This is a genomic window from Halorubrum distributum JCM 10118, assembly GCF_000337335.1.
GTDB classification, from domain to species: Archaea; Halobacteriota; Halobacteria; order Halobacteriales; family Haloferacaceae; genus Halorubrum; species Halorubrum distributum.
The window spans coordinates 44,916-69,980 of the sequence record NZ_AOJN01000047.1; the positions used below are offsets into that span (position 1 = coordinate 44,916).

General features: G+C 71.6%; 27 protein-coding genes and 1 pseudogene. 10 read left to right on the forward strand and 18 right to left on the reverse strand.

Annotated features, from left to right (window positions below):
* Positions 1-278: 278 nt before the first annotated feature.
* Complete coding sequence (locus C466_RS07535; RefSeq protein WP_004598811.1) at positions 279-1,850, forward strand: alpha-isopropylmalate synthase regulatory domain-containing protein; 1,572 nt, start codon at positions 279-281, stop codon at positions 1,848-1,850.
* Positions 1,851-1,911: 61 nt separating this feature from the next.
* A complete protein-coding gene (locus C466_RS07540) occupies positions 1,912-2,223 on the forward strand; it encodes a hypothetical protein (protein ID WP_004598810.1) in 312 nt (103 codons plus the stop codon).
* A gap of 31 nt (positions 2,224-2,254) precedes the next feature.
* Here the strand turns inward: C466_RS07540 and C466_RS07545 are convergent.
* Positions 2,255-2,630, reverse strand: a pseudogene (locus tag C466_RS07545) (group I truncated hemoglobin).
* Positions 2,631-2,689: 59 nt separating this feature from the next.
* Complete coding sequence (locus tag C466_RS07550) at positions 2,690-4,126, reverse strand: MATE family efflux transporter (RefSeq protein WP_004598808.1); 1,437 nt, start codon at positions 4,124-4,126, stop codon at positions 2,690-2,692.
* Positions 4,127-4,280: 154 nt separating this feature from the next.
* Between C466_RS07550 and C466_RS07555 the strand changes: the two genes are divergently transcribed.
* Both C466_RS07555 and ilvA read left to right on the forward strand, forming a co-directional pair.
* Positions 4,281-4,688, forward strand: coding sequence for a gamma-glutamylcyclotransferase family protein (locus C466_RS07555; RefSeq protein WP_004598807.1), 408 nt, complete (start codon positions 4,281-4,283; stop codon positions 4,686-4,688).
* A 268-nt stretch (positions 4,689-4,956) separates the two neighbouring features.
* Complete coding sequence (gene ilvA, locus C466_RS07560; RefSeq protein WP_004598806.1) at positions 4,957-6,168, forward strand: threonine ammonia-lyase; 1,212 nt, start codon at positions 4,957-4,959, stop codon at positions 6,166-6,168.
* Between the two features lie 412 nt (positions 6,169-6,580).
* Here ilvA and C466_RS07565 read toward each other — a convergent pair whose 3' ends face one another.
* The 4 genes from C466_RS07565 to C466_RS07580 form a co-directional block, all read right to left on the reverse strand.
* Positions 6,581-6,769 carry a DUF7511 domain-containing protein gene (locus C466_RS07565; protein ID WP_004596599.1) on the reverse strand — a complete coding sequence of 63 codons (189 nt, stop codon included), beginning with the start codon at positions 6,767-6,769 and terminating at the stop codon, positions 6,581-6,583.
* 123 nt (positions 6,770-6,892) lie between these two features.
* Entirely contained in the window at positions 6,893-7,711 is an 819-nt protein-coding gene (gene hisF, locus C466_RS07570) for an imidazole glycerol phosphate synthase subunit HisF (protein ID WP_004596597.1), read from the reverse strand.
* 46 nt (positions 7,712-7,757) lie between these two features.
* Positions 7,758-8,801, reverse strand: coding sequence for a glycosyltransferase (locus C466_RS07575; protein ID WP_004596595.1), 1,044 nt, complete (start codon positions 8,799-8,801; stop codon positions 7,758-7,760).
* A gap of 137 nt (positions 8,802-8,938) precedes the next feature.
* Positions 8,939-9,211 (reverse strand): MarR family transcriptional regulator, encoded by a 273-nt coding sequence (locus C466_RS07580; protein WP_004596594.1) that lies wholly within the window; start codon positions 9,209-9,211, stop codon positions 8,939-8,941.
* Positions 9,212-9,362: 151 nt separating this feature from the next.
* On the opposite strand from C466_RS07580, the gene C466_RS07585 reads away from it, so the two are divergent.
* Entirely contained in the window at positions 9,363-9,755 is a 393-nt protein-coding gene (locus tag C466_RS07585) for a PPOX class F420-dependent oxidoreductase (RefSeq protein WP_004596592.1), read from the forward strand.
* A gap of 100 nt (positions 9,756-9,855) precedes the next feature.
* Entirely contained in the window at positions 9,856-10,575 is a 720-nt protein-coding gene (locus C466_RS07590) for a class I SAM-dependent methyltransferase (protein WP_004596590.1), read from the forward strand.
* A gap of 15 nt (positions 10,576-10,590) precedes the next feature.
* Here the strand turns inward: C466_RS07590 and C466_RS07595 are convergent, their stop codons facing one another.
* Complete coding sequence (locus C466_RS07595) at positions 10,591-11,001, reverse strand: TRAM domain-containing protein (protein ID WP_004596588.1); 411 nt, start codon at positions 10,999-11,001, stop codon at positions 10,591-10,593.
* Positions 11,002-11,153: 152 nt separating this feature from the next.
* Between C466_RS07595 and C466_RS07600 the strand changes: the two genes are divergently transcribed.
* Both C466_RS07600 and C466_RS07605 read left to right on the forward strand, forming a co-directional pair.
* Positions 11,154-12,257 carry a bactofilin family protein gene (locus C466_RS07600; RefSeq protein WP_004596586.1) on the forward strand — a complete coding sequence of 368 codons (1,104 nt, stop codon included), beginning with the start codon at positions 11,154-11,156 and terminating at the stop codon, positions 12,255-12,257.
* A gap of 68 nt (positions 12,258-12,325) precedes the next feature.
* Positions 12,326-13,231 (forward strand): dihydrodipicolinate synthase family protein, encoded by a 906-nt coding sequence (locus tag C466_RS07605; RefSeq protein WP_004596583.1) that lies wholly within the window; start codon positions 12,326-12,328, stop codon positions 13,229-13,231.
* Positions 13,232-13,268: 37 nt separating this feature from the next.
* Here C466_RS07605 and C466_RS07610 read toward each other — a convergent pair whose 3' ends face one another.
* Positions 13,269-14,069, reverse strand: a complete 801-nt coding sequence (locus tag C466_RS07610) for a YkgJ family cysteine cluster protein (protein WP_004596581.1) — start codon at positions 14,067-14,069, stop codon at positions 13,269-13,271.
* A gap of 119 nt (positions 14,070-14,188) precedes the next feature.
* On the opposite strand from C466_RS07610, the gene C466_RS07615 reads away from it, so the two are divergent.
* The gene (locus tag C466_RS07615) at positions 14,189-14,635 is read left to right on the forward strand and encodes a DUF5788 family protein (RefSeq protein ID WP_004596579.1); all 447 of its coding nucleotides are present in this window, start codon (positions 14,189-14,191) and stop codon (positions 14,633-14,635) included.
* 19 nt (positions 14,636-14,654) lie between these two features.
* Here the strand turns inward: C466_RS07615 and C466_RS07620 are convergent, their stop codons facing one another.
* The 6 genes from C466_RS07620 to C466_RS07645 all read right to left on the reverse strand — a co-directional run bounded on the left by C466_RS07620 (position 14,655) and on the right by C466_RS07645 (position 19,846).
* Entirely contained in the window at positions 14,655-15,125 is a 471-nt protein-coding gene (locus C466_RS07620) for a Rieske (2Fe-2S) protein (RefSeq protein ID WP_004596577.1), read from the reverse strand.
* 87 nt (positions 15,126-15,212) lie between these two features.
* Positions 15,213-15,812, reverse strand: coding sequence for a DUF5789 family protein (locus tag C466_RS07625; protein WP_004596576.1), 600 nt, complete (start codon positions 15,810-15,812; stop codon positions 15,213-15,215).
* A gap of 78 nt (positions 15,813-15,890) precedes the next feature.
* Positions 15,891-16,832, reverse strand: coding sequence for an aminotransferase class IV (locus C466_RS07630; protein WP_004596575.1), 942 nt, complete (start codon positions 16,830-16,832; stop codon positions 15,891-15,893).
* Positions 16,825-17,478 carry an anthranilate synthase component II gene (locus C466_RS07635; protein ID WP_004596574.1) on the reverse strand — a complete coding sequence of 218 codons (654 nt, stop codon included), beginning with the start codon at positions 17,476-17,478 and terminating at the stop codon, positions 16,825-16,827. Before C466_RS07635 ends, C466_RS07630 begins: the two co-directional genes overlap by 8 nt.
* Positions 17,475-19,214, reverse strand: coding sequence for an anthranilate synthase component I family protein (locus tag C466_RS07640; RefSeq protein ID WP_004596571.1), 1,740 nt, complete (start codon positions 19,212-19,214; stop codon positions 17,475-17,477). Before C466_RS07640 ends, C466_RS07635 begins: the two co-directional genes overlap by 4 nt.
* Positions 19,215-19,270: 56 nt before the next feature.
* Positions 19,271-19,846, reverse strand: coding sequence for a helix-hairpin-helix domain-containing protein (locus tag C466_RS07645; protein ID WP_004596570.1), 576 nt, complete (start codon positions 19,844-19,846; stop codon positions 19,271-19,273).
* Positions 19,847-19,950: 104 nt separating this feature from the next.
* On the opposite strand from C466_RS07645, the gene C466_RS07650 reads away from it, so the two are divergent.
* Positions 19,951-20,409, forward strand: a complete 459-nt coding sequence (locus C466_RS07650) for a hypothetical protein (RefSeq protein WP_004596569.1) — start codon at positions 19,951-19,953, stop codon at positions 20,407-20,409.
* Positions 20,410-20,813: 404 nt separating this feature from the next.
* Here the strand turns inward: C466_RS07650 and C466_RS07655 are convergent, their stop codons facing one another.
* The 4 genes from C466_RS07655 to C466_RS07670 all read right to left on the reverse strand — a co-directional run bounded on the left by C466_RS07655 (position 20,814) and on the right by C466_RS07670 (position 24,948).
* Complete coding sequence (locus C466_RS07655; protein WP_004596568.1) at positions 20,814-21,638, reverse strand: shikimate dehydrogenase; 825 nt, start codon at positions 21,636-21,638, stop codon at positions 20,814-20,816.
* A 72-nt stretch (positions 21,639-21,710) separates the two neighbouring features.
* Positions 21,711-22,847: a DUF373 family protein gene (locus tag C466_RS07660; RefSeq protein ID WP_004599694.1), complete on the reverse strand. Its 1,137-nt coding sequence runs from the start codon at positions 22,845-22,847 to the stop codon at positions 21,711-21,713.
* A gap of 85 nt (positions 22,848-22,932) precedes the next feature.
* Positions 22,933-23,868, reverse strand: a complete 936-nt coding sequence (sppA, locus tag C466_RS07665; protein ID WP_004596566.1) for a signal peptide peptidase SppA — start codon at positions 23,866-23,868, stop codon at positions 22,933-22,935.
* A 156-nt stretch (positions 23,869-24,024) separates the two neighbouring features.
* Positions 24,025-24,948 (reverse strand): coiled-coil protein, encoded by a 924-nt coding sequence (locus C466_RS07670; RefSeq protein WP_004596565.1) that lies wholly within the window; start codon positions 24,946-24,948, stop codon positions 24,025-24,027.
* Between the last annotated feature and the right edge of the window lie 117 nt (positions 24,949-25,065).

Genomic DNA, 25,065 nt, shown 5'->3' on the forward strand with positions numbered 1-25,065 from the left:
CTCCTAACGCTACCGGCGGTCGCATCGAGGATCCCTCGACGAAACCCGGGTCACAGCGAGGATCGCTCGGCCAAACCTGACGCGACCCGGCAGTTTATACGTGTGTACATCGTTCGCACGGGTACGAATGACGCGAGACACTCGCGATCGTTCGGAGGATAGAGGAAGTCGCCTCGCGGCGGCTGGCCGCGAAATTCTCCGACGATAACGACTCCGGGGCACGACCGCCCCGCGGCGGCACCGACCCCGAGACCACCGCAGAGCCGACGGACTCCCTTTTGACCCGAACACCACTCACCGACCTCGACGAGGTACAGCTGCTGGACACCACCTTACGCGACGGCGAACAGATGCCCGGCGTCTCCCTGACGCCCGGCGAGAAGGTCGACGTGGCCCGCGAGCTCGACGCCGCCGGCGTCCACCTGGTCGAGGCCGGCTCGGCGTGCACCTCGGAAGGCGAGCGCGAGGCGATCCGCCGCGTCGCCGACGAGGACCTCGACGCGACCGTGACGAGCTTCGCCCGCGGCGTGAAACGCGACGTCGACCACGCGCTCGACTGCGGCGTCGACGGCGTGAACCTCGTCGTTCCCGCCTCCGACAAGCACGTCGAGACGAAGGTGGGGTCGACCCGCGACGAGGTCGTCGAGACGACGGTCGAACTCGTCGAGTACGCCAAAGAGCACGGCCTGTGGGTGGAGGTGCTCGGCGAGGACGGCTCGCGGGCCGACCTCGACTACCTCGACCGCCTGCTCGGCGCCGGCCTCGACGCCGGCGCGGACCGGATCTGCTACTGCGACACGGTCGGCGCGGCCGACCCCGAGCGCACCGCCGAAGTCGTCTCGCGGCTCGCCGACCGCGGCCCGACGAGCCTCCACACCCACGACGACCTCGGGTTCGGGCTGGCGAACGTCCACGCGGGGCTGGCGGCGGGCGCCGACACCGTCCACGGCACCGTCCTCGGCGTCGGCGAGCGCGCGGGCAACGTCGCCCTCGAAGAGGTCGCGATCGCGCTCGGCGAGTCGTACGACGTCGACACCGTCGAGCTCGAACGGCTCTACCGGCTCTGCCGGACGGTCTCGGAGGCGACCGGCGTCGCGCTCCCGCCGAATAAGGCCGTCTGCGGCGCCAACGCCTTCGCCCACGAGTCCGGCATCCACACCGACGGCACGCTGAAGGACGGGACGATGTACGAGCCGTACCCGCCGGAGACGGTCGGCCGCGAGCGCCGGCTCGTCCTCGGGAAGCACGCGGGCCGCGCCGGCGTGAAGGCCGCGCTCGCCGAGCACGACGTGGCGGTCGACGACGACGAGCTGCGCGAGGTCGTCGCCCGCGTGAAGGAGCTCGGCGAGCGCGGCAAGCGCGTCACGGACGCCGACCTGCTCGCGATCGCCGACGACGTTCGCGGGCGCGAGCGCGAGCGACACGTCGAGCTCGTCGACCTCTCGGCGACCTCCGGGGGAAACCTCCCGACCGCCTCGGTGCGGCTCCGCGTCGGCGACGACGAGCGCGTCGCCTCCGGCACGGGCGCCGGCCCGGTCGACGCGGGGCTTGAGGCGGTCCGCACGGCGCTGGCGGGCGGCGGGGACGGCGAGCGCGGGAGCGACGACGAACGCGACGGCGTCGCCTTCGAGCTCGACTCCTACCACGTCGACGCCATCACGGGCGGCACGGACGCGGTCGTCACCGTCGAGGTCGACCTCTCGCGCGGCGACCGCTCGGTGAGCGTCTCGGCGTCGGACGCGGACATCACCCGCGCGAGCGTCGTCGGGATGGTCGACGGGCTTGACCGCCTGCTGGCCGCGGAAGCGGACGCCGCGGACGCCGAGCCGGGCGCCGTCGCCGACGACTGAGCGGCGGCCGTGCGCGCCGCGTCTGACGAGGTTTTTACATGATGGCGTCCGACCTCGGGGTGTGAGCGTCGTCGTCGCGATCAAACCGTCCGCACGCAAGCGGAACGCGAAGGTGGGCAAACTCGTCTTCGAGGACGGGACCCGCCACGCGTTCGAGAGCCGCGCGGCCGCCGAGCGCTGGGCGGACGACCTCTCGGCCGGCGACGGCCACGTCTGGGTCGCGAGCGCGCACCCCCGCGACGACGGCGACGCCGACTGTTACCTCGTCTCCCGGGCGACGAACGCGAAGCTGGAGGCCGCCTACGACAAGCGCCGGCGGCGGCTCCGCGGCGACGCGGGCTCCGAGCAGGAGTCGCTCGGCGGCGAGCCCTGACCGGCGGTCACTCGTCCGCTGGCGGGTCGCGCTACTCGTCCGCTGGCGGGCCGACGACGTCCCCCTCGAACCCGGAGACCGCCTCCATGACGGCCTCGCGGTCGGCGTCCCCGACGTCGAACTCGCGCAGCGCGTCGTCGAGGTGGGTCGCGACGATCTCGAACTCCGCGTCGGTGATCGCCAGCTCCTCGTGTGCGGTCGCCATCTCCTCGCCCTCGTACCGGATCGGGCCGCCGGTGACGGCGCTCAGGAACTTCGTCTGGTGCGAGCGCCTGGTCGGCCATGTCCACGTCGTCGAAGTAGTGGTTCACCCGGTCGTCGGCGAGCACCCGGTCGTAGAACTCGCTGACGATCGCGCCGATCGCCGGTTCGCCGCCGAGGCGTTCGTACAGCGTCTCGTTCGACATACGCCGGTGACGGACGCCGGCCGTATCATTGTTCTTCTCCCCGCGCCGTCCGCGCCGCGTCACGGCGAGTCGTCCGCGGGCGAGCCGTCGCCGGACGTCGCGTCGGACTCGGCGCCGGGCCCGGACCCGCGCGCGTCCATCATGTCCGCGGCGCGGTTCGCCCAGTCCGTGTACCGGAAGCCGGCGGCGACGACGAGCGCCATCCAGGCGTAGGCGGCGAACACCCCGACGTACGCGCCTTCGGGACCGAACCCCGCGGTGCGCCCGAGCAGCCACGAGAGCCCCAAGAAGAGGCCGAACATGCCCGAGACGCGCGCGACGAGGGGGATCCGCGTCTCGCTGGCGCCCTGGAGCGAGCCGGAGAGCGCGGAGAAGCAGGCGAGGGCTGCGCCCGCGACGCCGTACACCCGCGCGAAGTCGACCGCGGACGCGACCGTCGCCGCGTCGTCGGTGAACACCGGGACGATCCGCGGGGCAGCGACGACGAGTCCGAGCCCGATCGCGCCGACCGTGAGCACGCCGAGGCTCGCGACGGCCCACCCGTTGAACCGCGCGCCCTCGGGGTCGCCCTCGCCGAGCGCCTGCCCGACGAGGATCGACGCCGCGACGTTGTAGCCGCGCGAGAGCGGTCCGGTCACCTGCTGGTAGACGCGGCGGCCGATCTGGAAGCCGGCGTTGACCGTCTCGCCGAAGCCGAGCAGCAGGGCGTTGAACGGGAACTCCGCGATCTCGGAGCCGAACCCCTCCAGCACGCGGGGGGCGCTCACGACGAGGAGCTGTTTCGCGACAGTGAGGTCGCGCGGCCGCGCGAAGTCCGCGTCGGTCCACGAGCCCCAGATTGCGAAACAGAGCAGCCCGGCCGTGAGCACGTTGGCGCCCGCGGTGGCGAGGCCGACGCCGACGACCTCCAGCCGCGGGAGGCCGAACAGGCCCAGGCCGAGGACGACCGACCCCGCGATGTTGACGGAGTTTGCGGCGATGTTGACGTACATCGGCGTCCGGGTGTCGCCGGTCCCTTGGAGCGCGCGGGCGCCGACCAGGGCGACGTGGCGGGCGGGGGCGGTCGCGAACACGATCGCGAGGTACGTCGAGCCGAGGTCGACGACCGCGGGCGAGGTCCGCTCGCCGACGAGCCGACCGAACACGTCGATCGCGAGCTCGCCGAAGAGGAACCCGAAGAGGACGAACGGGATCCCCGCGAGCGCGCCGAGCAGGATCGCCTGCGTCACCGCCTCGTCGCGGTTCTCCGCGGCGCCGGCGCCGGTGTCCTGCGAGGAGAGCGCGATGGCGCCGCCGCCGAGGCCGAGCCCGATCCGCAGCGGGAACCGGGCGTACAGGTCCGCGAGGCCGATGGCGACGACCGCGGCCGGCGAGAACAGCGCGGTGACGAGGATATCGGTCGTCCGCATCGCGGTGCGGAACGTCTGCTCGGCCATGACGGGCCACGCGAGCGAGAACACGCGCTTCCAGACGCGCCGCAGCCGCGGGAAGTCCATGCGTCGCGTTCGACGAGCCCCCGCGGTATTGATATACCGGAGCCGGTCGGCGTCGCCGGCACTCGGCGTCGCAGGGGGCCGATCGCATCTCCGACCGACAGCATCGGACGGTGAGCGCCCGAACGTTGAAGCCCGCGAGCGACGCACGGCCCCCATGGACGTCTTCGTGTACGGCACGCTGACCGAGCCGGAGCGGGTCGCCGCGGTCCTCGGCTCGTACGTCTTCGTCGGCCCGGCGACGCTCGACGGGCTCCGGCTCGTCGAGGGGCGGTACCCGACGCTCGCGCCGGGCGGCGAGACGGCTGGGCGGCTCCTCCGGACGGACGAGGTCGACGCGCTCGACGCGTACGAGGACGTCGACGGCGGCCTGTACGTCCGCGAGACCGTGCCGCTCGACGCCCCGAGCGAGCACCCGGACACTGCCTCGGTGTACGTCGGCGACCCCGACCGGCTCGACGCGGACGCGACGTGGCCGGGCTCCGGCCCGTTCGGCGAGCGGGTTCGATCGGTCCTCGACGAGCGCGACGTGCGGGTGCGGCTCACCCCCCGAGATCCCGTCTGACGGAGCGATGACGGCGCCGCAGTCGTGCGGTTTCACTTTCGCTCTGGTAGCCTCACCTTTTTGTGTTCCCGTCGCCTCGTTTCAGGTGCACGTCACACGCGTGCATTCCCCCCTTATCACCCGTGAGCCGCCGGGCCGTCGACCCGGATCGGCGCGGCGGCCGGGGCGGCGACCGCGGCGCCGCGGCCGCGACGCGCGGCCGCTTGCCGTCCGTTCTCGCGCGGGGTCGACCGGAACCGATTAGCGGCCGGCGCGGCGACGAGGTGGCATGCTCAGTCTTGCCGACATCCGCGAGGCGCGCGAGCGGGTCTCGGGCGTCGCCCGGCACACGCCGCTCGAGCGGTCGCGCTCCTTCTCCGAGATGAGCGGCGCGGACCTCCACCTGAAGCTGGAGAACTTCCAGCGCACCGGCGCGTTCAAGATCCGCGGCGCGATGAACCGGATCCAGACGCTCTCGGACGCGGAGCGCGAGGCCGGCGTCGTCACCGCGAGCGCCGGCAATCACGCGCAGGGCGTGGCGCTGGCGGCGAGCCGCGCGGGGGTCGACGCCACCGTCGTGATGCCGAAGTTCGCGCCCGTCTCGAAGGTGAAGGCCACCCGCGGGTACGGCGCGAGCGTCCGCCTGGAGGGCGTCGACTACGACGAGGCGCAGGCGTACGCGCACCGGCTGGAGCAGGAGGAGGACCGCACCTACGTCCACGCGTTCGACGACCCGGTCGTGATGGCCGGGCAGGGGACGCTCGGCCTCGAGATCGTCGACGACTGCCCCGAACTCGACACCGTCGTCGTCCCGATCGGCGGCGGCGGGCTGATCTCGGGGGTCGCGGTCGCGATCAAAGCACAGCTCCCCGACGTGCGCGTCGTCGGCGTCCAAGCGGAGGGGGCGGCCTCGGCCGCGAAGTCGCTGGAGGCGGGAGAGGTGACGGAGATCGACAGCGTCGACACGATCGCCGACGGGATCGCGACGCGGTCGGTCGGCGAGGAGACCCTGGAGGTGATGGCGGAGTACGTCGACGAGGTCGTCACCGTCGACGACCGCGAGATCGCCCTGGCCCTCACGCTGCTCTTGGAGCGCGCGAAGACGCTCGTCGAGGGCGCCGGCGCGGTCGCGCTCGCCGCGGTGCTCTCCGACGCGTTCGAGTACGACGACGGCGAGACGATCGTCGCCGCGCTCTGCGGCGGCAACATCGACCTCAACCGCCTCGGCACGGTGATCCGGCGCGGGCTCGTCCAGATGGGCCGGTACCTCAAGATCACGATCGATTTAAAAGACCGCCCCGGCGAACTGGAGCGCGTCTCCAGCATCGTCGCGCGCACCGGCGCGAACGTGTACGCGGTCCACCACGACCGCACCTCGCGGGACGTGGCCGTCAACGCCGCCGAACTCGAACTGGAACTGGAGACCGACGACGCCGAACACGCCGCCGACATCGTGGATGCGCTCGAAGCCGAGGGGTACGACGTGGAGATTCTGTCCTAAACCGGGCGAACACGGTGAGTATTTATAAATAGATCCGCGGTGGCGCGTGCCTCCGAGCGTCCGAAGGACGTGAGGAGCACGCGCGAGGGACGCGGCGACCGGAGCGAAGCGGAGGGAGCCGCGAGGCTGGGGAGGCGTGAGGTGTGGTTGCTGTGCGGGGCGGGACTCAAAGGGGCAGCCGCGAGGCGGGCGCAGGCGACGTAAGCACCGCAGGGAGAGAGCGAGTGAAACGAGCGACCGACCGAGGAGCGCAGCGAGCGTGCGCCCGCCTCGCGGCTGGGGCTTTGGAGGTGTTCGCCGTCGATCTACCGTCTGTTATTTATAAATGAGCGGCTGGAGTTCCGGAGGTAATTGTCATCGCTCCGCTAACACCGATTTATAAATAACCACCAAAACTGCCACAAAATTCCTCCTATCGCCACTCGTCGCGGGAGACGCAGTCTGACTCGCGGACCGTGATCCACCGGGTGGTCCGCTCGTCCGGGTCGACGTCCCGCTCGAAGAACGTCACCTCGCCGCCGTCGTCACCGTCGTCGGTCCGTTTACAGACGAGCTCCGGCGAGCCGTCGCGAACACGCGTGGGTGACGTGGACGTGGACATACGTCACAGTTCGCGCTCCGTCGGATAATAACTGTTGGTTTCGGACGCGGAAAAATAGACACTACTGTGGTAGTTAACGCACCACCGACACGCCGAGCTCAGCGGCGCACCGGGATCCCACGCTCAGCGCCGCACCGGCACGCCGCGCTCGTCGAGGTACGCCTTCGTCTCCTCGATGGAGTAGTCGCCGAAGTGGAAGATGGAGGCCGCGAGCCCGGCGTCCGCGTTCGCCTCGGTGAACACGTCGTACATGTCCTCGGGGCTCCCGCAGCCGGAGGAGGCGATGAGGGGGGTCGAGACGGCCTCGCCGACCGCCTTCATCAGGGGGATGTCGTAGCCGTCCTTCGTGCCGTCCTTGTCGATGGAGTTGACGAACAGCTCGCCCGCGCCGCGCTCCTCGGCCTCCTTCGCCCACGAGACGGCGTCGATCCCGGTGCCCTCGCGGCCCCCCTTCTTCGTGCACTCGAACCACACCGTCTCGCCGTCCTCGTCCTCGTAGAAGTGGTCGCCCGCGTCGTCGTACCGGCGGCGGGCGTCGACCGAGATGACGATGCACTGGCTGCCGAACGCGGCCGCGCCCTCCTCGATGAGCTCGGGGCGTTCGAGGGCGCCGGTCGTGATCGACACCTTGTCCGCGCCGGCCCGGAGCGTCTCCTTGATGTCCGCTTTCGTCCGGATGCCGCCGCCGACCGTCAGCGGGATGAAACACTCGTCGGCGACCGCGTTCACCACGTCGAGCATCGTCTCCCGCCCCTCGGCGCTGGCGGTGATGTCGAGGAAGACGAACTCGTCGGCGCCCGCCTCGTTGTACTTCTTCGCCAGCTCGACGGGGTCGCCGGTGTACTCCAGGTTCTCGAAGTTGACGCCGGTGTACACCGCGGCGTCGCCGTCGTCGTCGAGGTCGACGTCGATACAGGGAATGATGCGCTTCGTGAGTCCCATTCGTTGCCGGAGCGTAGGCCGCGCCCTCGGTTAAAATGCCCGGGGCTCACTCGGGATCGCCGTCAGCCTCGATGGCTCCGCTTTCGTCTCCGGAGCGACCGCGCTCGCCCCGCTCTGCCTCCGTCCGCCGGTCGTACTTCGCGACGGCGCGGTCCGCGCGCGTCGAGATGCCGTTCGGGTTCCGCGCGGGGCTCCGGTCGCGACGCCGCGCGACGAACCCGTCGGAGCACCCGCCGGTGAGTCCCACCAGCACGTCGCGACCCGTCGCGGCCCACCGCGAGGGAGTCGACTCGCCGCGGACCACGTCCTTCGCCGCGCCGATGGCGTCGCCGACCGCGTGCGACCCCGTCCGGAGGAGGACGGTCGGCCGCACGCCGTAGTTCTTCAGCAGCCGGTAGGCGAGCCCCCGGTACTTCCAGCCCCACTCGTGGGCGCTGCGCCCGCCGTCCGCGGCGGTCGGGGTCGGGAGCTCCTTCCGCGTGGCCATCGCCGGCCGCCACGCCACCTCGCGGTCCATTCGCGCGAGCCGGTGGGCCGCGTCGCGCGCGCCGCCGACCCGGAGGTACTCGTCGAAGCCGTCGAGGTCCCGGAGGGCGTCCCGCCGGAACGCGACGTTCCCGCTCTCGAAGTAGGTGACGTCTCTGCCAGCGATCCGGTTGCGCTCCGGCTCGGTCGGATCGCGCTCCGAGTCGGTCTCCGCCGGTCCCACCGCCTCGGTCTCCGCTCTCTCGGCCGCCTCGCTCGGCGGGATCGGCGTCACCGGCCCCGAGACAACGGGGGCCGCGTCGAGGCCGTCGGCGACCGCGTCGCGCCACCCCGGCTCGATCCGGTTGTCGTAGTCCACCAGCGCGACCGCGTCGCCCGTCGCCACCTCGATGCCGGCGTTGCGGGCGACGTTGACGGTGCGGTCGGAGATCTCGACCAGCACGTCGACGTCGTCGCGGTCGCGCACCATGCCGGTCGTGCCGTCGGCCGAGGGACCGTTGACCACGATCACCTCGGCGTCGGTGGCGTCGGCCGCCAGCGCGTCGAGGCAGGCGGCCAACCGGTCCCGACCGTTGAGCGTCGGGACGACGACCGAGAGGTCCATACGAGGCGTTATCGGGGCGAGGAGGTAAAAAGGGCAACGTGTGCGTTCGGTGCGGCCCGATCCGGCGCCGAGCCGACCACGGCCGGCGACGGCGGTCCGGAGCCGTTCAGCTGGTCACGACGGCGGTCCGGAGCCGTTCAGATGGTCAGGTAGTACACCTGCTTGCGCGCGTCCTTGAAGCTGTACCGCGAGTCGACGAGGTCCTCCTCCTCGAGGCGGTTGAGCGCGTAGCGGACGGTGCGGTCGGGGAGCAGCGACTCCTCGGCGAGGCCGCCCTGCGAGAGGGGGGCGTCCCCCTCCAGTACCTTCGCGACGAGCTTCGCGCTCGGGGGCAGCTCGCGCAGGCGGTCGCGGTACTCGGTCTCCGACAGGCGGTCTTGGTCAGCGGTCTCCGCGGGACTGGTACTCATGTCTCACACGAATCCCGTGGGTAGTGGTAAAGGTTGGCTACATATAGGGGAATTCGCCTGTGATAATATAATGTGTTAATATCACTCTTCGCCCGGTTATCGTAGACGATCTATCAGGCAGGTTTTCCGACGGCGGCCCGTACGCGGCCCCGTGATCCCCGAGTCCCACGTCGACATCCTCGAAGCCGAGTCGTACGCGCACTTCGCGACCGTCGGGCCGGACGGGCTCCCCCACGTCACCCCGGTGTGGGTCGACCACGAGGACCGCGAGTACGTCCTCGTCAACACCGCCCGCGGGCGACGCAAGGAGCGGAACGTCCGCGAGAACCCGAAGGTCGGCGTCAGCGTGCTCGACCCCGACGACCCGTACCGGTACGTCTCCGTCCGCGGCGAGGCCGAGCTGACCGAGGAGGGCGCGCGCGAACACATCGACGAGCTCGCCCGCCGGTACTTCGGCGTCGACGAGTACCCCCACCACGACGAGGAGGAGGGCGAGCGCGTGATCGTCAAGATTCCGGCCGAGAACGTAGCAACGAGCGGGTGAGCGAGGGCCGCCGGCCGAGCCGTTCCGACGGACACCACCGAGGTCGCCGCCCGCCCGCATCCAGTACGGTTTTGTCGGTCCGGACTCCATCACGGACAACGTGAAGGGACAGGACTGGTACCAGGCCGACGAGGTCGCCGAGGAGTACGACGACGTCCGGTTCTCCGGCGGCGGACAGCTCATCGATCGCCGGGAGAAGGAGGCCGTCCTCGCCGCGCTGGGCCCGATCGACCCGGGCCACCGCGTGCTGGAGGTCGCCTGCGGCACCGGGCGGTTCACGACGATGCTCGCCGACCAGGGGGCGGACGTCGTCGGGCTCGACGTCTCCCGCGAGATGCTCGAACAGGCCCGCGAGAAGGTCGCCGCCGCCGGGCACGCCGACACGGTCGAGTTCCTCCGGGGCGACGCCTCGCGGCTCCCGTTCCCGGACGACCACTTCGACACGGTCGTCGCGATGCGCTTCTTCCACCTGATGGACGACCCGGTCCCGTTCGCGAAGGAGCTCCGCCGGGTGAGCCGCGATCAGGTGTTCTTCGACACGTTCAACGGCCGCAGCCTGCGGACGCTGTACACCTGGCTGCTCCCGATGGGGTCGCGGCTCTACTCGGAGCGACAGGTCGCCGCGATGCTCGGCGAGGCGGGACTCACGCTCGCGAACGAGGAACACGACTTCGTGTTGCCGTACGGCTTCTACCGCGAGCTCCCGGGCGCCGTCGCGAAGCCGTTCCGGGCCCTCGACGAGCTCGCGGGCGACACGATTCCCGGCGACTACGTCGCCTCGGTATCGTACTGGGACGCCAGGGTGCCGGAGGAGGAGTAGCCGCCTCGCCGCCGCTCAGCCCGCCTCTTCGACGACTTCGCCGACGGCGAAGTTGGACTTCACTTCGGTCACTTCGATCTTCACGCGCTCGCCGACCTCGGTGTCGGGGACGATGATCACGTACCCGCGCTCGACGCGGGCGATCCCGTCGCCCTGCTTGCCGAGGTCCTCGATCTCGACGTACCGCATCTCGCCCGGCTCGACCGGCGGCTGCGGCCCGTCGTCGCTCCGCGAGGGGGAGGCGTCGGCGTCGTCTGCCGACGCCGCGGTCCCGTCGCGGGCGACGAGCGCGACGCGGTACGTCTCGCCCGGCTCCAGCGATCCGGCGTCGATCTCTCGGTTGGGCACGTCGACGACGTACTCGCCGTCGTCGGCCTCGCGAACTTCCGCGCTGAACAGACAGAGGAGCTTCTCGGAGATTTCCATAGTAGACTCCACCGGAATCTGATCGCGAGCCAGTATAGTTGTACCGCCGACACAGTCAGGCGTCGCGCCGACGTCGGTCCCGGCCGACCGAGCGAGGCGTTCGTCACCAGTTGTCGAATAGACATATATGCCTCGACGGAGATACCTCGCGCATGGTCCTCTCAGACGGCAACGCGCGCCGCCGAATCGCCCTCCTGCTTGCGGCGGTCGCACTCCTCTCGCCGCTCGCTACGGGGGTCGCGGCGGCACAGTCGGTACAGACGCCGTCCGCCTCCGTGGTCGTCGACGAGGGCGAGACGGTCGACAGTGTCGAGACCGCGGCCGCGACGATCGTCGTGCGCGGCACCGTCGAGGGAGACGTCTCCGGCGCGGCCGGGTCGATCCGGATCGCCGAGACGGGTCGAGTCGGCGGAAACGTCGACTCCGCCGCCGGAACGGTCAGCATCGACGGGACGGTCGCCGGCGACGTCGAGGTCGGCGCCGGCGCCTTCGAGCTGACGGAGACCGGGCGGATCGACGGGTCGCTCGACGTCGGCGCGGGCTCGATAACGGTCGACGGCGCGGTCGGCGGCGATGTCCGCGCGGCCGGCGAATCGGTCGTCCTCGGTCCAAACGCGGTCGTCGACGGCGAGTTCCGATACGACGCCGAGGAGTTCACCCGGAGCTCGAGCGCGTCGGTCGCCGGCGGCGTCGTCGAGGACCCGAGCCTCGGCGGCGACGGCGGCCCAGGCATCGGCGGCGGGGGATCGTTCCTGCCCTCGTGGGTCGGCACCGCCTACGGCGTCGCCGTCAACCTCGCGCTGGGCGCCGTCCTGCTGCTCGTGTTCCCCCGGTTCTCCCGCTCCGTCGGGGACCGCGTCGGCAGCGACACGTTCGTCAGCGGCGGAGTCGGCCTCCTCGCGCTCGTCGTCACCCCGCTCGCCCTCCTTCTCGTGGCGATCACGATCGTCGGGATCCCGCTGGCGCTCGTCGGGTTCGCGGTCTACGGCGTCGCGATCTGGGTCGGGTCCGTCTACGGCCAGTACGCCGTCGGGTCGTGGGTTCTCGACCGGCTCGGAAGCCCGAACCGCTGGCTCGCACTGTTCCTCGGCGTCGTCGCACTCGCCCTGATCGGGCTCCTCCCGTGGGTCGGCGGGCTCGCGGAACTCCTCGTGCTGCTGCTCGGCCTCGGTTCGCTCGCGCTCGCGCTGAACGACAGGTACCGCGGTCGCGATTCCGGAGCCGCTTCCGATCAGGAGGCGGTGGCCGCCGACTGACGGCGCGCTCCGGGACGGATCTCGCCGCCGGACCAAGGCCTTTGTCGCGGCCCGTCGAACCGGGGCGCATGGACGACATCGATTTCCCCCACGCCGCCGTCTCGCCGCCGATCGTCACCCCGTTCGACGCCGACGGGAACGTGGACGCCGACGTGCTCGCGGACCACGCTGAGACGCTCGTCGACGCCGGCCTCGACGGGGTCGTCCCCTGCGGGACGACCGGCGAGTTCGCGAGCCTCACCGACGAGGAACACCGAACGGTCGTCGAGACCGTCGTCGAGGCGGTCGACGGTCGCATTCCCGTGCTCGCCGGCGCGGCGGACACGACGGTCGCGGGGGTCCGCGACCGGCTCCGATTCGCGGCCGAGGTCGGTGCCGACGCGGGGCTCGTCACCCTCCCGTACTACCACAACTCGACGGCGCCGGCGGGACAGCGTGCCTTCCTGGACGCGGTCGCCGACGATGCCCCGCTTCCGATCTACCTCTACGACATCCCGTCGACGGTCGGCGAGCCGATCGCCCCCGACGTCCTCGCGGCCGCCGCCGAGCGCGACTCGATCGTCGGGCTGAAGGACACGAGCGGCGACGTCTCGGCGGTCGACACCGCCGTCGACCGGACCCCGGACGAGTTCACCGTCTTTCAGGGCGTCGACGCGCTGTTGTACCCGAGCGCGAGCCTCGGCGTCGACGGCGGGATCCACGCGCTCTCGCAGGTGATCCCGGAGGTCTTCGTCGCGCTCGGCGAAGCGATCCGCGACGGCGACGACGAGCGCGCGCTGACGCTCCACCGCCGCGCGGTCAGGCCGCTGTTCGCCCGCTGCGCCGACCACGGCTTCGCGCCCGCGACGAAGGTCGCGGCCGCCCACCGCGGGTACATTCCGGACCCGGCCGTGCGCCCGCCGCTCACGCTCCCGGACGAGGACGCCCGCGGGGCGATCCGCGCCGACGTGGACGCGGCGCTGGACGTGGTCTGAGAGGCGACGGGGGCGAAGCGGCGCCGGACTCGGTCCCCTACCCCCCGCCGATCGGGCCCCCGTCGGCCTCCTTCGGGCCCTCGGAGTCGAAGACGACGACGTCGCCGTCGGCCCGCTCCCGTGCGTTCGGATCGTAGGTGTCGCGGACGCCGATCGCCTCCTCCAGCTCCCGCACGGCGCGCTCCTTCAGCGCGGCCGCCAGCTCCTCGGCGTCCTCCCGGGAGATGTCGCGGCCGAGCCCCTCGCACTCGTGGGCGCGAACGACGCCCGCCTCGTCGACCGCCTCGCCCATCGGCTGGCTCGTCCCCTCCAGCGCGACGCTGAACGGGTACGTCCGACAGATAAGCGGCCGGGCGTCGTGGACCGTACACGCCCCCTCCCCGTCGGACTCCTCGTAGAAGGTACAGTCGCCGCAGTCGTCGGTCGCGAGCGCCCACTCGAACGTCTCGCCGACCGGGTCGCCGTCCGCGTCGGCGTCGAGGCCGAACGGCATCGGCCGCGCCACGTCGCGCCAGTCGTACCCTTCCCCGAACGCCTCCTCGGCGGCGTCGGCGACGCGCCGGACCTCGTCCGGGAAGACGGTCGCGGTGTGGGGCTCGCGGTCGGCGTCGCCGACCGCGCCGTCGTCGTGGCACCCGGCGCCGCTCTCGGCGCTTCCCGCTCCGTCGTCCTCGTCCGCGCCCTCTCCCGCGGGCGCGCCGCCCGGCTCGTCCGGGGCGTAGCCGGTACAGCAGCCGCCGCAGCGCGTACACTCGAAGCCGATGGACTCGATGGCGTCCGCCAGCTCCGCGACGTCGAGGTCGCGGGCCGCGGCGAGTTCGGCTTCGAGCGACTCCATGCGACCCGGTTGCGGCGCGACGCGGTTAACGTCGTCTCTTCGAGTGACGCCCGCCTCGGTCGGCGGGCGACGGCCCAGGGGCGAAGGAGCGAAGTGCGCCCGCTCCCTACAGACCCGGCGTGAAGGAGTTCGAGCGAAAACAGCTCCTGGAACGGGTCGAGCGGGAGTCTTCGACGATCGGCGTCGACATCCCGGAGTCGATCGAGATCCAGGGCGAGGCGATCGACCTGCGGTCGTTCGTCTTCGAGATCAAGCGCCGCGACTCTGTCCCGCCGGGCGAGCGCGACCGCGTCGAGCGCGCGAAGCGGAACCTCCGGCGCGAGCGGCTCGACCGGCTCGAATCCATCGAGGAGAACGAGGTGAGCTACGAGGAGGGCGAGCGGCTGGCGTCGTCGATAATCGGCATCGACCGCGCGCTGGAGGCGCTGGAGGGGCTCGACGCGCCCGATCCGGAGACCGAGGCGAAGCGGCAGGAGGCGGCCGACCAGAAGCGGTGGATGAACTTCTTAAAGAAGGCGCTCGGGCGCGAGGACGCCGGCGGCGGGAGCGGCCGCACGCGGTTCTGACCGGTCTTCTTCGGGAGGTTCAGTTCCCGGTGAAATCGATCCGCGAGCCGCTGCCGTCGCCCTTCCCCGCCGAGGGGCCGAGCCGGACGAACTCGTAGCCGTCGTCGTCGAGGTACACCGCGTCGCCGTCGACCGTCACGTCAACCGATTCGAGGACGGCGCCCTCGCAGGGGCCGAAGTTACAGTAGCCGCCGTCGGCCTCGAACGTCGCGCCGTGGGTCTGACAGAACACCTCGCCGTCGCGCACGAACGCGCCGTCGTCCTTGTCGAGCCGGACGTCCGTCCAGTGTTGACAGTAGTTCCGGAACGCGCGCACCTCGCCGGCGGCCCGCGTGAGGACCGCCTCGACCTCGGGGTCCCCGTCCTCGCCCTCGCCGAGGTCGCCCTCGCCCTCGTCGACCGACTCGGGGTCGACCGGGCGCAGCGTCGCGAGCAGCGTGCTCTCCTCGGGAACCTCCTCGACGCCGGCGATCCGGCGGTGCTCGTCCATGTCCGTGCGAGGCCGGCGACCGGCTTGAACGTTGTGCGTTCCCGCGTCGAGGACGACTTCCCCGGTCCGACGCGGGCCGGAGTCCCCTCAGACCCCGAGCCACTCGTCGTCGCGCACCTCGTAGCCGTGTTTCCGACAGTACTTCGCGGCCTGTCGGCGCACGTCTCGCGACCCGGGGACCGTCTCCTTCTCCGCGATCCGGTCGGCGACCCAGTCGGCGATCGCGCGGACGCCCTCCTCGTCGTCGAGCTCGTCGACGTCGCTCAGCGCGCGGAAGGTCCGCTCGAACGCCTCGTGTTGCGACCGGCCGAACTCCTCGTTCTCGAGCGTCGCGGCCGCCTCGACGACCCGCTTCATCGCGGCCGCGACCGCCGGGCGACGGACGCGCTCCCGGACGGTCGCGGGCGTGTCGAACGCCTCCATGTCGGCGTCGGGGAGCAGGTCGGCGACGGCGTACACGCGGGTCGACGATTCGAGTTCGCGCTCGCCGACCTCGGCGACGATCTCGCGGCCCGTCGCCGGGAACGTCAGCGGTTCGAGCGCCGCCTCGAACTCGTCGACCTCGTCGGGGTCGATCGGGGGCTCGGCCTCGTCGCCGCGCTCCAGCTCGGCCTCGACGTCGCGCTCGCGCTGTCGGCGGTCCTCGTCTGCGGCCTGTTTCTCTCGTCCGTCCTTGTCGTCTGCCATCCACCGTCTACGGCTCCCGGCGGGATAACGGTGTGGTCAAAATTGGCGGCGAAACCGCTTCTGCGGCGGGAAATCCGATCACAACCGCTCGCCGTCGTAGGACCCCTCCTCGATCCGCCGGTCGAACAGCCGCGAGAGGAGCGTCGTGAGCGGCCCGGCGACCCCCTCGCCGTCGCCGTCGACCGCGATGCCGTCGACGGTCGCCACGGGTCGGATCTCCCACGTCGAGTTCGTGAGGAAGACCTCGTCGGCCTCGCGGACCGCGTCCGGCGCGTACGTCCCCTCCTCGACCGGGATCCCCTCCGACTCCGCGACCTCGATCACGGTCCGTCTGGTGACGCCGGGCAGGATCGGCCCGTCGAGCGAGGGGGTCTTGAGGGCCGTCCCGTCGACGAAGAAGAGGTTCGCGGTCGCGCCCTCGGCGACGTTGCCGTCGGGGTCGAGCATCAGCGCCTCGTCGGCGTCGGTGACGCGGAGCTCCAGGCGGGCGAGGATTCCGTTGAGGTAGTTGTGCGTCTTCGCCGCGGCCGGGATCGCGCGGTCCGCGACCTTGCGCGTCTTCGTCGTCTGGAGCGCGGCGGGGCCGTCGTGGACGGGGTCGCTCCCGACGCCGCCCCGCGGGAGCGGCTTCGCGATGACGACGACGGTGGGGTCGACCTCGGGCTGCGGGTCGAGCGTGCCGGGCTGGACCCCCCGCGAGATCGAGAGCTTCACGTACGCGTCCGCGAGGTCGTTCGCGGCCAGCGTCTCGTCGACCCGCCGCTTCAGCTCCGCGTCGGCGACCCCGTGGTCGAGCGCCAGCGTCTCGCAGGTGTCCGCGAGGCGCTCCGCGTGCGCCTCCCACCGGAAGACGTCGCCGCCGTACGCGCGCATCGTCTCGAAGGCGGCGTCGCCGTAGGCGAACCCGCGGTCCTCCACCGAAACGGTCGCCTCCGGGGCGGGGACGAGGTCGCCGTCGACGTGGTACCGCAGCGGGTCGTCGTCGCCGGCCGCCTCGGACCCTTCGCCGTCGTCACTCATGCGCTTCGCACCCCTCCACGAAGTTCCGGACCATGCGCTTCCCGCGCGGCGTGAGGATGCTCTCCGGGTGGAACTGGACGCCGACGTGGGGCTTCTCGCGGTGGCGCACGCCCATCACGACCTCTCGCTCCTCGTCGGTGCGCGCGGTCTCGACCAGCTCGTCCGGGAGGTCCTCGCGCTCGACGCACAGCGAGTGGTAGCGCCCGACGCGGAGGCGGTCGGGGAGGCCGGCGAAGACGCCCTCGCCGTCGTGGCTGATCGTCGAGGGCTTCCCGTGGACGACCTCGGGGGCGTGGCCGACGCGGCTCCCGCGGCTCGCGCACAGCGCCTGATGGCCGAGACAGACGCCGAACACTGGCCGGTCGAGCTCGAAGACCGCGGTCGAAATCCCCGCCTCCGCGGGGGTGCCCGGGCCCGGCGAGACGACGACGCCGTCCGGGTCGAGCGCGCGGATCCCCGCGAGGTCGACCGCGTCGTTCCGCCGGACCGTCACCGCGCCGGCGACCTCGCCGACGTACTGGACGAGGTTGTACGCGAACGAGTCGTAGTTGTCGACGACGAGGACCCGCGCGTCGGACTCGCCCGCGCCGGGGCGCCAGCCGTCCCTCCCCTCCGTCGGCTCCGAGTCAGTGCTGCCGCCCGTCATCGCTCGACCGCCTCCTCGGTCGGCTCGTCGGCCTCCCCGATCGCCTCGCCGACCGCCATCCCGCCGGCGGCGAGCGCCTCGTCGACGGCGCTCACGAGGGCGCGGGCCTTCGCGAGCGTCTCCTCGTACTCGGCGTCCGGGTCGGAGTCGTGGACGATCCCGGCCCCGACCCGGAGGTGGTACTCGGCGGCGTGGCGCACCAGCGTCCGAATGACGATGTTCAGCGTCGCGCGCCCGTCGAACCCGGCGGCGAACATCGACCCGGTGTACGGCCCCCGGCGCGTCGGCTCCAGCTCGTCGATTATCTCCATCGTCCGCGGCTTCGGCGCGCCCGTGATGGTCCCGCCGGGGAAGCAGGCGGCGACCGCGTCCGCGAACCCGGCGTCCGGGCGGGCCTCCCCCTCGATCAGGCTCACGAGGTGCATCACCTCGCTGTAGCGGTCAACGCGGCGGTACTCCGCGACGTCGACGGTGCCGAACCGGGACACCTTCCCGAGGTCGTTGCGCTCTAAGTCGACCAGCATCGCGTGTTCGGCGCGCTCCTTCGCGTCGCCGGTCAGCTCGGTCTCCAGTCCGGCGTCCGCCGCCTCCGAGTCCCCCCGCGGTCGCGTCCCCGCGATCGGCTCCGTGACGAGCCGCGCGCCGCGCTCGGGGTCGTCGGTCGGCTCGCGTTCCAGGAGGAGCTCCGGGCTCGCGCTCACGAGGTCGACGCCGCTCGGCCGGTCGGACTCGGTTTCGCCGGTCCCGGCCTCTCCGCTCCCGCCGAACTCGATCAGCCCGGAGTACGGCGCCGGGTTCACCTCGCGGAGCGCGTCGTACGCCTCGACGGCGTGGACCGCGGCCGGCGCGGTGAGCCGCTGGGAGACGTTCGCCTGGAACGTGTCGCCCTCGCGAATGTATTCCTTGACCCGCCGGACCGCGTCGGCGTACCCCTCGCGGCCCACGTCGCTCTCGAAGGTCGCGCTCTCGGCGGTCGGGTCCGGCGCCGGTCCCGCTGCCGGATCGCCGTTCTCGATCCGGTCTATCAGGTCGGCGGCCCGCGTCCGCCCCTCGTCGAACAGCGCGTCGAGCGCGTCGCGGTCGTCGTCTGGGTCGTCGAGCCCCGCCGGCACCCGGGGACAGGCGGTGACGCGGAGCGTGACGGTCCCGTCGACGTCACCGTCGCCGCCGTCCACCGGACACTCCCACGCCGCGATCCGGTCGAAGAGCGCGGCCCGGAGCCGCGGGAGCCCCCGGTCGTCGACCGCGCCGGGGCCGTCGGGCGCCGCCGGCGGGAAGTCCTCCAGTTCGCGGGCGGCGTCGTAGGAGAGCCAGCCGAACGCGCCGCAGGGGTACGGCACCTCGCAGTCCCCGCGGGCCAGCCGCTCGCCGTCGAGGACGCCCTCCAGCGCCGCGAGCGAGGGCGAGGGGCGCCGGTAGTCGCCCGCGGCCCCGGAGTCGTCTCCGTCGCCGGACCGCTCCGGGCTGCTGTCAGATCGCTCCGGGTCGCCGTCCGCGACGACCGCTTCGCCGGAGACGGTCAGCCGCTCGACCGGGTCGACGCCGAAGTACCCCCACCCGGACTGGCCGCCGGTCGTCTCGTAGAAGACGCCGCCGGGGCCGTCGCGCGCCCGGCGGTAGGCCGCGAAGGGGTCGTCGACGGCGACCCGGAGTTCGACCGGTACCCTCGCGCCGTCCGGCGCCACGGCGGCGACCGCGCGGAACCGGTCCCGGTCGGTGTGTACCGTTCGCCTCATGGAACCCTGTTCGGCGGGGGCGGTGAAACAGTTGCGGTCGTCGGAACCGGCCGACCTCAGAACTCGCTCGCGCGGTCGATCCACGTCGCGGCGCGCTTCTCGCCGACGCTCGTCCCCTCGGCCACCGCGGCGGCGTCCGCGCCGGCGAGGTCGTCGACCGTCTCGATGCCGATCTCCGCGAGGCGCTCGGCGTACGCCGGGCCGATCCCCTTGATCTCCTCGACGCTCGGGCCGCGGTCGCCGTCGGCCTCGTCGGCGTCGGCGGCCGCCTCGTCCTCGGCGTCGTCGACGTCGGCCTCGCCGTCCTCGGCCGCCGCGGCCTCCGCCGGTTCGGCCGCCGTCTCGGCGTCGCTCGCGGCCGCCTCCTCGCCGACGAGCGACTCGGTCGAGGCGGCGGCCTCCGTCTCCGCGGCGACCGGCTCGTCGTCCTCATCTGCCTCGTCCGCCGCGGCGGCCGCCGACCCGGCCTCGTCCGCCGGTTCGTCGTCCGCATCGGGCGCCTCGGCGGCCGGCTCGGACTCGGCCGCCGGCTCCGATTCGCGCTCGACCGTCACTTCCGTCTCGCCGGACTCGCGCTCGCCCGAACCGCTCCCGAATCCGAGCTTCTCTTTGAGCTTCTGGAGTAGAGCCATTGCCGGCGGCTACACGTGCGAGATATTTAAAAACCGTCTCCGACGCAACCGCCCGCCGCCGCCGTCCCGCCGGTTTATAAGTGGGGCCGGCGCCTTCCGACCGTATGGACGTTCTCAATCCGGTCATGTGGTCGGTCCACGTCGGCTTCGCCGTCCTCTGGGTCGGCAGCGTGCTGTTCGTCACCCTCGCGATCCTCCCGCCCGCGCTCCGCGGCGACATCGGCGGCGACGCGCTCGGCTCGGTCGTCGGCCGCCTGCGCTGGATCACCCGGATCGGCGCGGTCGCGTTCGTCGCCACCGGCGGCCACATGGCCGGCACGCTGTACACGTTCGAGGGGCTGACGGGGTCGCCCCGCGGCCACCTCGTGTTGACGATGCTCGGCCTGTGGTTCGTCGGAACCGGGCTCGTCGAGGTCGCCGGCTCGAAGCTGGCCGACGGCCTCGACGCCGGCAAGCTCCGGGAGCCCGCTCGCGACGCGAAGCCGTTCCTCTACGGCGCGTCCGCCGTCTCCGTCGGGCTGATCGTCACCGCCGGGCTGCTCGCGAGTCCTGGATTGTTTTAACGAGGCTTAGTTCGGGTAGTCGGGTTCCTTTAAGATGTCATCGACAGCTTATAAATAGCTAATAGCAGATCGGCGGCGAATAGCTCCAAAGCCCCAGTCGCTCGCTTATAAACGGCTGACAACAGATCGGCGGAGGATACCTCCAAAGCCCCAGCCGTGAGGCGGGCGCACGCTCGCTGTGTTCCTCGGTCGCTCACTCCGGTACTTGCTTCGCCTGCGCCCGCCTCACGGCTGCCCCTTTGAGTCCCACCCCGCACCGCACAGCGCCTCACACCTCCCCAGCCTCGTCAGTCGCCGTCGCTTCGCTCCGGCGACTGACTCCCTCGCGCGTGCGACTCGCGGCCTCCGGCCGCTCGTCGGCACGCGCCGCCGCAGTTCTATTTATAAATAGTTGCGCCGCCGCCTCACTCCAACTCCGCGCGCAGCGCCGCGTTCATCGCGTCGACCGGCGCGTCCTCGCCGGTCCAGATCTCGAACGCCTCGACCCCTTGGTACAGCAGCATCCACGCGCCGTCGACGGTCGTCGCGCCCGCGGCGGCGGCCTCGCGCAGCAGCCGGGTCTCGATCGGCGCGTACACCGCGTCGAGGACCGCGAGGTCGCCGTGGAGGTGGTCTGCGGGGACCGGCGTCTCCTCGGGCGCCTCCATCCCGACGCTCGTCGCGTTGACGAGCAGGTCGGCGGTCGCGACGCGGTGAGCGAGGTCGTCGAGGCCGCCGCCGGTCGCGTCCGGCACGTCCGCGGCCAACTCCGTCGCGCGCTCCGCGGTGCGGTTCGCGACGTGGACCGCCGCACCTGCGTCGGCGAGGGCGAACGCAGCCGCCCGTCCCGCGCCGCCCGCGCCGACGACGAGCGCGTCGCGCCCGTCGACGGGCACGTCGTGGTGCGCGAGCGCCCGCGTCACCCCGGCCGCGTCGGTGTTGTGGCCGCGCGGCCGCTCGGCCTCGCCGGCCCGGACCGGCCCGTAGTCGACCGTGTTGACCGCGCCGATGCGCTCGGCGAGCGGGGCGGGGTCGACCGCGTCGAGGGCGTCGCGCTTGAACGGCACCGTCACGTTGAGCCCCGCCACGCCGAGGTCGGCGGCGCCGGCGATCGCCGCGGCCGCGGCGTCGGCGTCCGGCTCGAAGGTCACGTACCGCCCGTCGAGGCCGAGCGCCTCGTAGCCAGCCTCGTGCATCGGCGGTGACAGCGAGTGGCCGACCGGGTTCCCGATCAGTCCGTACACGTCCATGCCCGCTCACGCGGCCGCGACCGACAAAAGGCGGTCGGTCGCGGTCCCGGTCCGCCGGTTCCGACCGGGGATTCACTCCCGCCGGCCGTCGGCGTCCCGCTCCGCGTCGATGACGTCTTCGAGGGTCTCGGTGCCGACGTCGCTGGCGACCTTGACGCCGACGAGCGACACGACGATGCCGCCGACGATGAACGCCGCGAGCTGCTGGACCGGGGTCATCGTCATCCCGTACATCGACAGCGGCTCGTGGATCGCCTCCTGCGCGAGGAAGTAGCCGGCGAACCCGCGGACGACGAGGGCGACCGCGGCGATAACGAACGGGAGGTTGAGGTACGGCGTCCGGATCCCCTCGTCGCGGATCAGCTCGTCGAGGAGCCGCCCCACGGCCGCGGTCACGCCGGCGACGGCGAACCACGGGACCGCCGCGTAGGCGAACTCAACGACCTCGACGATCCGGGGCGACCCGGGGCCCAGGTCCGAGGCGGCGAGGAAGCCGAAGAACCCGCCGACCAGCGCCAGCCCGCCCGCCACCACGTACGTCACGACCGACACCTGCCCGGCGTACAGCGCCTCGCGGACCCGCTCGGGCATGCCCGCCACGAACCGGTCGATCGCGAGTCCTTTATAAAGGAGCGCGGCGCCGAGCAGCCCGGCGACGCCCGCGATCGCCTCGCCAGCGGAGAACTGGGAGAACAGCACTGGCAAGAGCAGCAGCGCGACGCCGATGGGGACCAGCACCGTCGACCGCAGCTGCTCGTCGGCGAGGAACTGCTTCAGCAGGTAGTAGGTGGACTCGATGTCGCGGGCCTGCCGGACGACGACGCGGTCGACCGAGTCGACCGGGATCCGCGACTCCACGACCGGGAGGACCCGTTCGTCCTCCGCGGAGTCGACGACGACGATCGCGGCCCGCGGGTCGTACCGGTCCACGAGGTCGTCGAGCTGGGAGGCGATGGAGCGGTCGGCGCCGACCGCCGTGTCGCTCTCGGCGGAGACGACCGCCACCACCGACTCCTCGCGCTCGTCCCTGAGGTCGCGCGCGACGCGCAGCGACTCCAGCAGGCAGTTCACGCTGGCGTCCTCGGGGTCGTCCAGCCCGGCGTCCGTGACCAGCGACCGGACGGCCTCCCAGCCGGCGACCGGCATCGGGACGTTGGTGGCGCGACCGATCGCCCCGGACCGGTCGACGCAGATGACCAGCGTCGTCACGTGTCGTTCCACACCGCGGCCGGACAAAAATCCTCCCCGTTGGCCGCCCCGCGGCGTTCGGTCTCCCCAGCCGCTCTCTCGCCCGCTATCGGAGTTCCACGTCGATGTCGCCGCCGTCGTCGACGAAGGCGTCCGAGACGCCGCTCCCGGCGGCGAACGCGACGCGCTCGGCGCCGATGCCGAGCCGCTCTGCGAGCCCCCGGTCCGGGGTGAACTCCCGGACCGCTGGTTCCGTCCCGAGCAGGTCGGCGAGCCGGTCCTCGACGTCGTCCTCGGTGCCAAGCTCGTCGACAAGCCCGATCTCCGCGGCGTCGTCGCCGAGGTACACCCGCGCCTCGGTCTCGCGGATCTCCTCGGGGTCCATGTCGCGGCCCTCGCTCACGGTCTCGACGAACTGCTCGTAGTAGCCGTCGATGATCCCCTGGAGGTACTCGCGCTCGTCCTCCTCGATCTCTTTCAGCGGGACGCCGGCGTCCTTGTACTCGCCGGCGGTGAACTGCTCGTAGGAGATGCCGAGCTTGTCCGCCAGCCCCTTGGCGTTCGGCCGGGACCCGACGACGCCGATGGAGCCAACGAGGCTGGCGTCGCGGGCCCACAGCTCGTCGCAGCCGCTCGCGATCCAGTAGCCGCCGGACGCGCAGAGGTCGGTCGCGTACGCCACCGTCGGCCCGTCGAAGTCGGCGGCGGCCCGCCGAATGTCGTCGCTCGGGACGACCTCGCCGCCGGGCGTGTTGAGCTCGACGAGCAGCGCCTCGACGTCCTCGTCCTCGTTGGCCGCCTCGATCTGCTCGACCACGTCGTCCGCGGTCGCGCCGCCCGGGCCCGACAGCGGCGAGGGTCGCCCCTGATTCCGCCGGATCGGTCCCGACACGGTCACCTTCGCCGTGTTGTACTCGTCCGCGTCACCGAACCGCCCGCCGGTGAGGCGCCCGAGGAGCGCGCGGCCCGCGATCGTCGTCGCCGCACCCACCGCGGCGGCCGCGAGCAGCCCCTTCCGTCCGTTCGTCGGCGCGTCGTCCATACCAGCGATTGACGGCGCACGCGTTTATAAGCCGTGGCCGGCGCCGACCGTCGCCGCCGGCCCCGGCTCGATCGTCGCGGCCGCGACGCTGCCCGTCACGCCACTCGTCGCGAAAAACCGCAGAAAACCGCGTCGGAACCGGGGGACTCGACCGACTTACAGGAGGCCGGTCTTCTGGAGCTTCATCAGGTCCTCGGTGTCGAGCGTCTCGCCCTCCTTGAACTTCTGATAGATCTCCTCGGCCTCCTCCTTCTCCTCTTCGCGCTTCTCGGCGCGCTCGTCCTGCCGCTCCTCCTCCTCCTTCTTGTCGAGCTCGCGCAGGCGCTTCTGGACGCGGACGAAGTCCTCGTGATGGCGGTCGGCCGCCTCCTGGGCCTCGACGAAGAGCTCGTGCATCTCGTCGGCCTCGTCGCGGATGTCGTCGGCCTCGCGGTAGGCCTCGATCATCTGGTTGTGGTGCTCCTGGGCCTTGTCCGCGAGCTCCGTCACCTTCTGGTGGTGCTGGGACGCCTCGGATCGGACCTCCTCGGCCTCCTCGACGAGCTCGTCGAGCTCGCTCGTGTCGTCGACCTTCTCCTTCTTCTCGGCGAGCTTCTCGCGTTTGTCGTCGATCTTCTCGATGAGCTCGCGCTCGTCTTCCGCGTCGAGCACCTCGGTCTGCTGGCGGAACTCGAGGTCCTCGATCTCCTCTTCGAGCTCCTCGATGGACTTGCCGGAGCCGAGCTCGAGGTCCTGTTTGAGCTCCTCGACCTCGTCGAACAGCTCGTTGGCCTCGGCGTTGAGCTCGTTGCGCTTGTCCTTGTGCTCCTGGACCTGCTCGTTGAGCTCGTCGCGCTGCTCGCGGTGTTCCTGGGCCTCGTCGACCTTCTCGCGCGTCTTCGCGTTGAGGTCGTCGCGCTTGGAGGCGCGCTCGGACGCCATCTGGTTCAGCTCGTTGCGTCGGTCTCGCAGCTGGCCGGCGCGTTTGATGAGCTGACCCTTGGAGCCGTTCTCCAGGTCGTCCTCAGAAAGGTCCACGTTGTCCGCCTCGTCCATCGGTTCCACGTCGTACTGCTCGATGACTTCTTCTTTCGTTACCATTTGTTATCTCTCCATCACCGCTCCGGCGATAGCGGACGCTCGCTGTGGTGCGTCGGGCCGTCTGCAAGAACTCCCGTTCATTTCAGCGTGCGATTCCACCAGCGCCAGAGGCGTTCT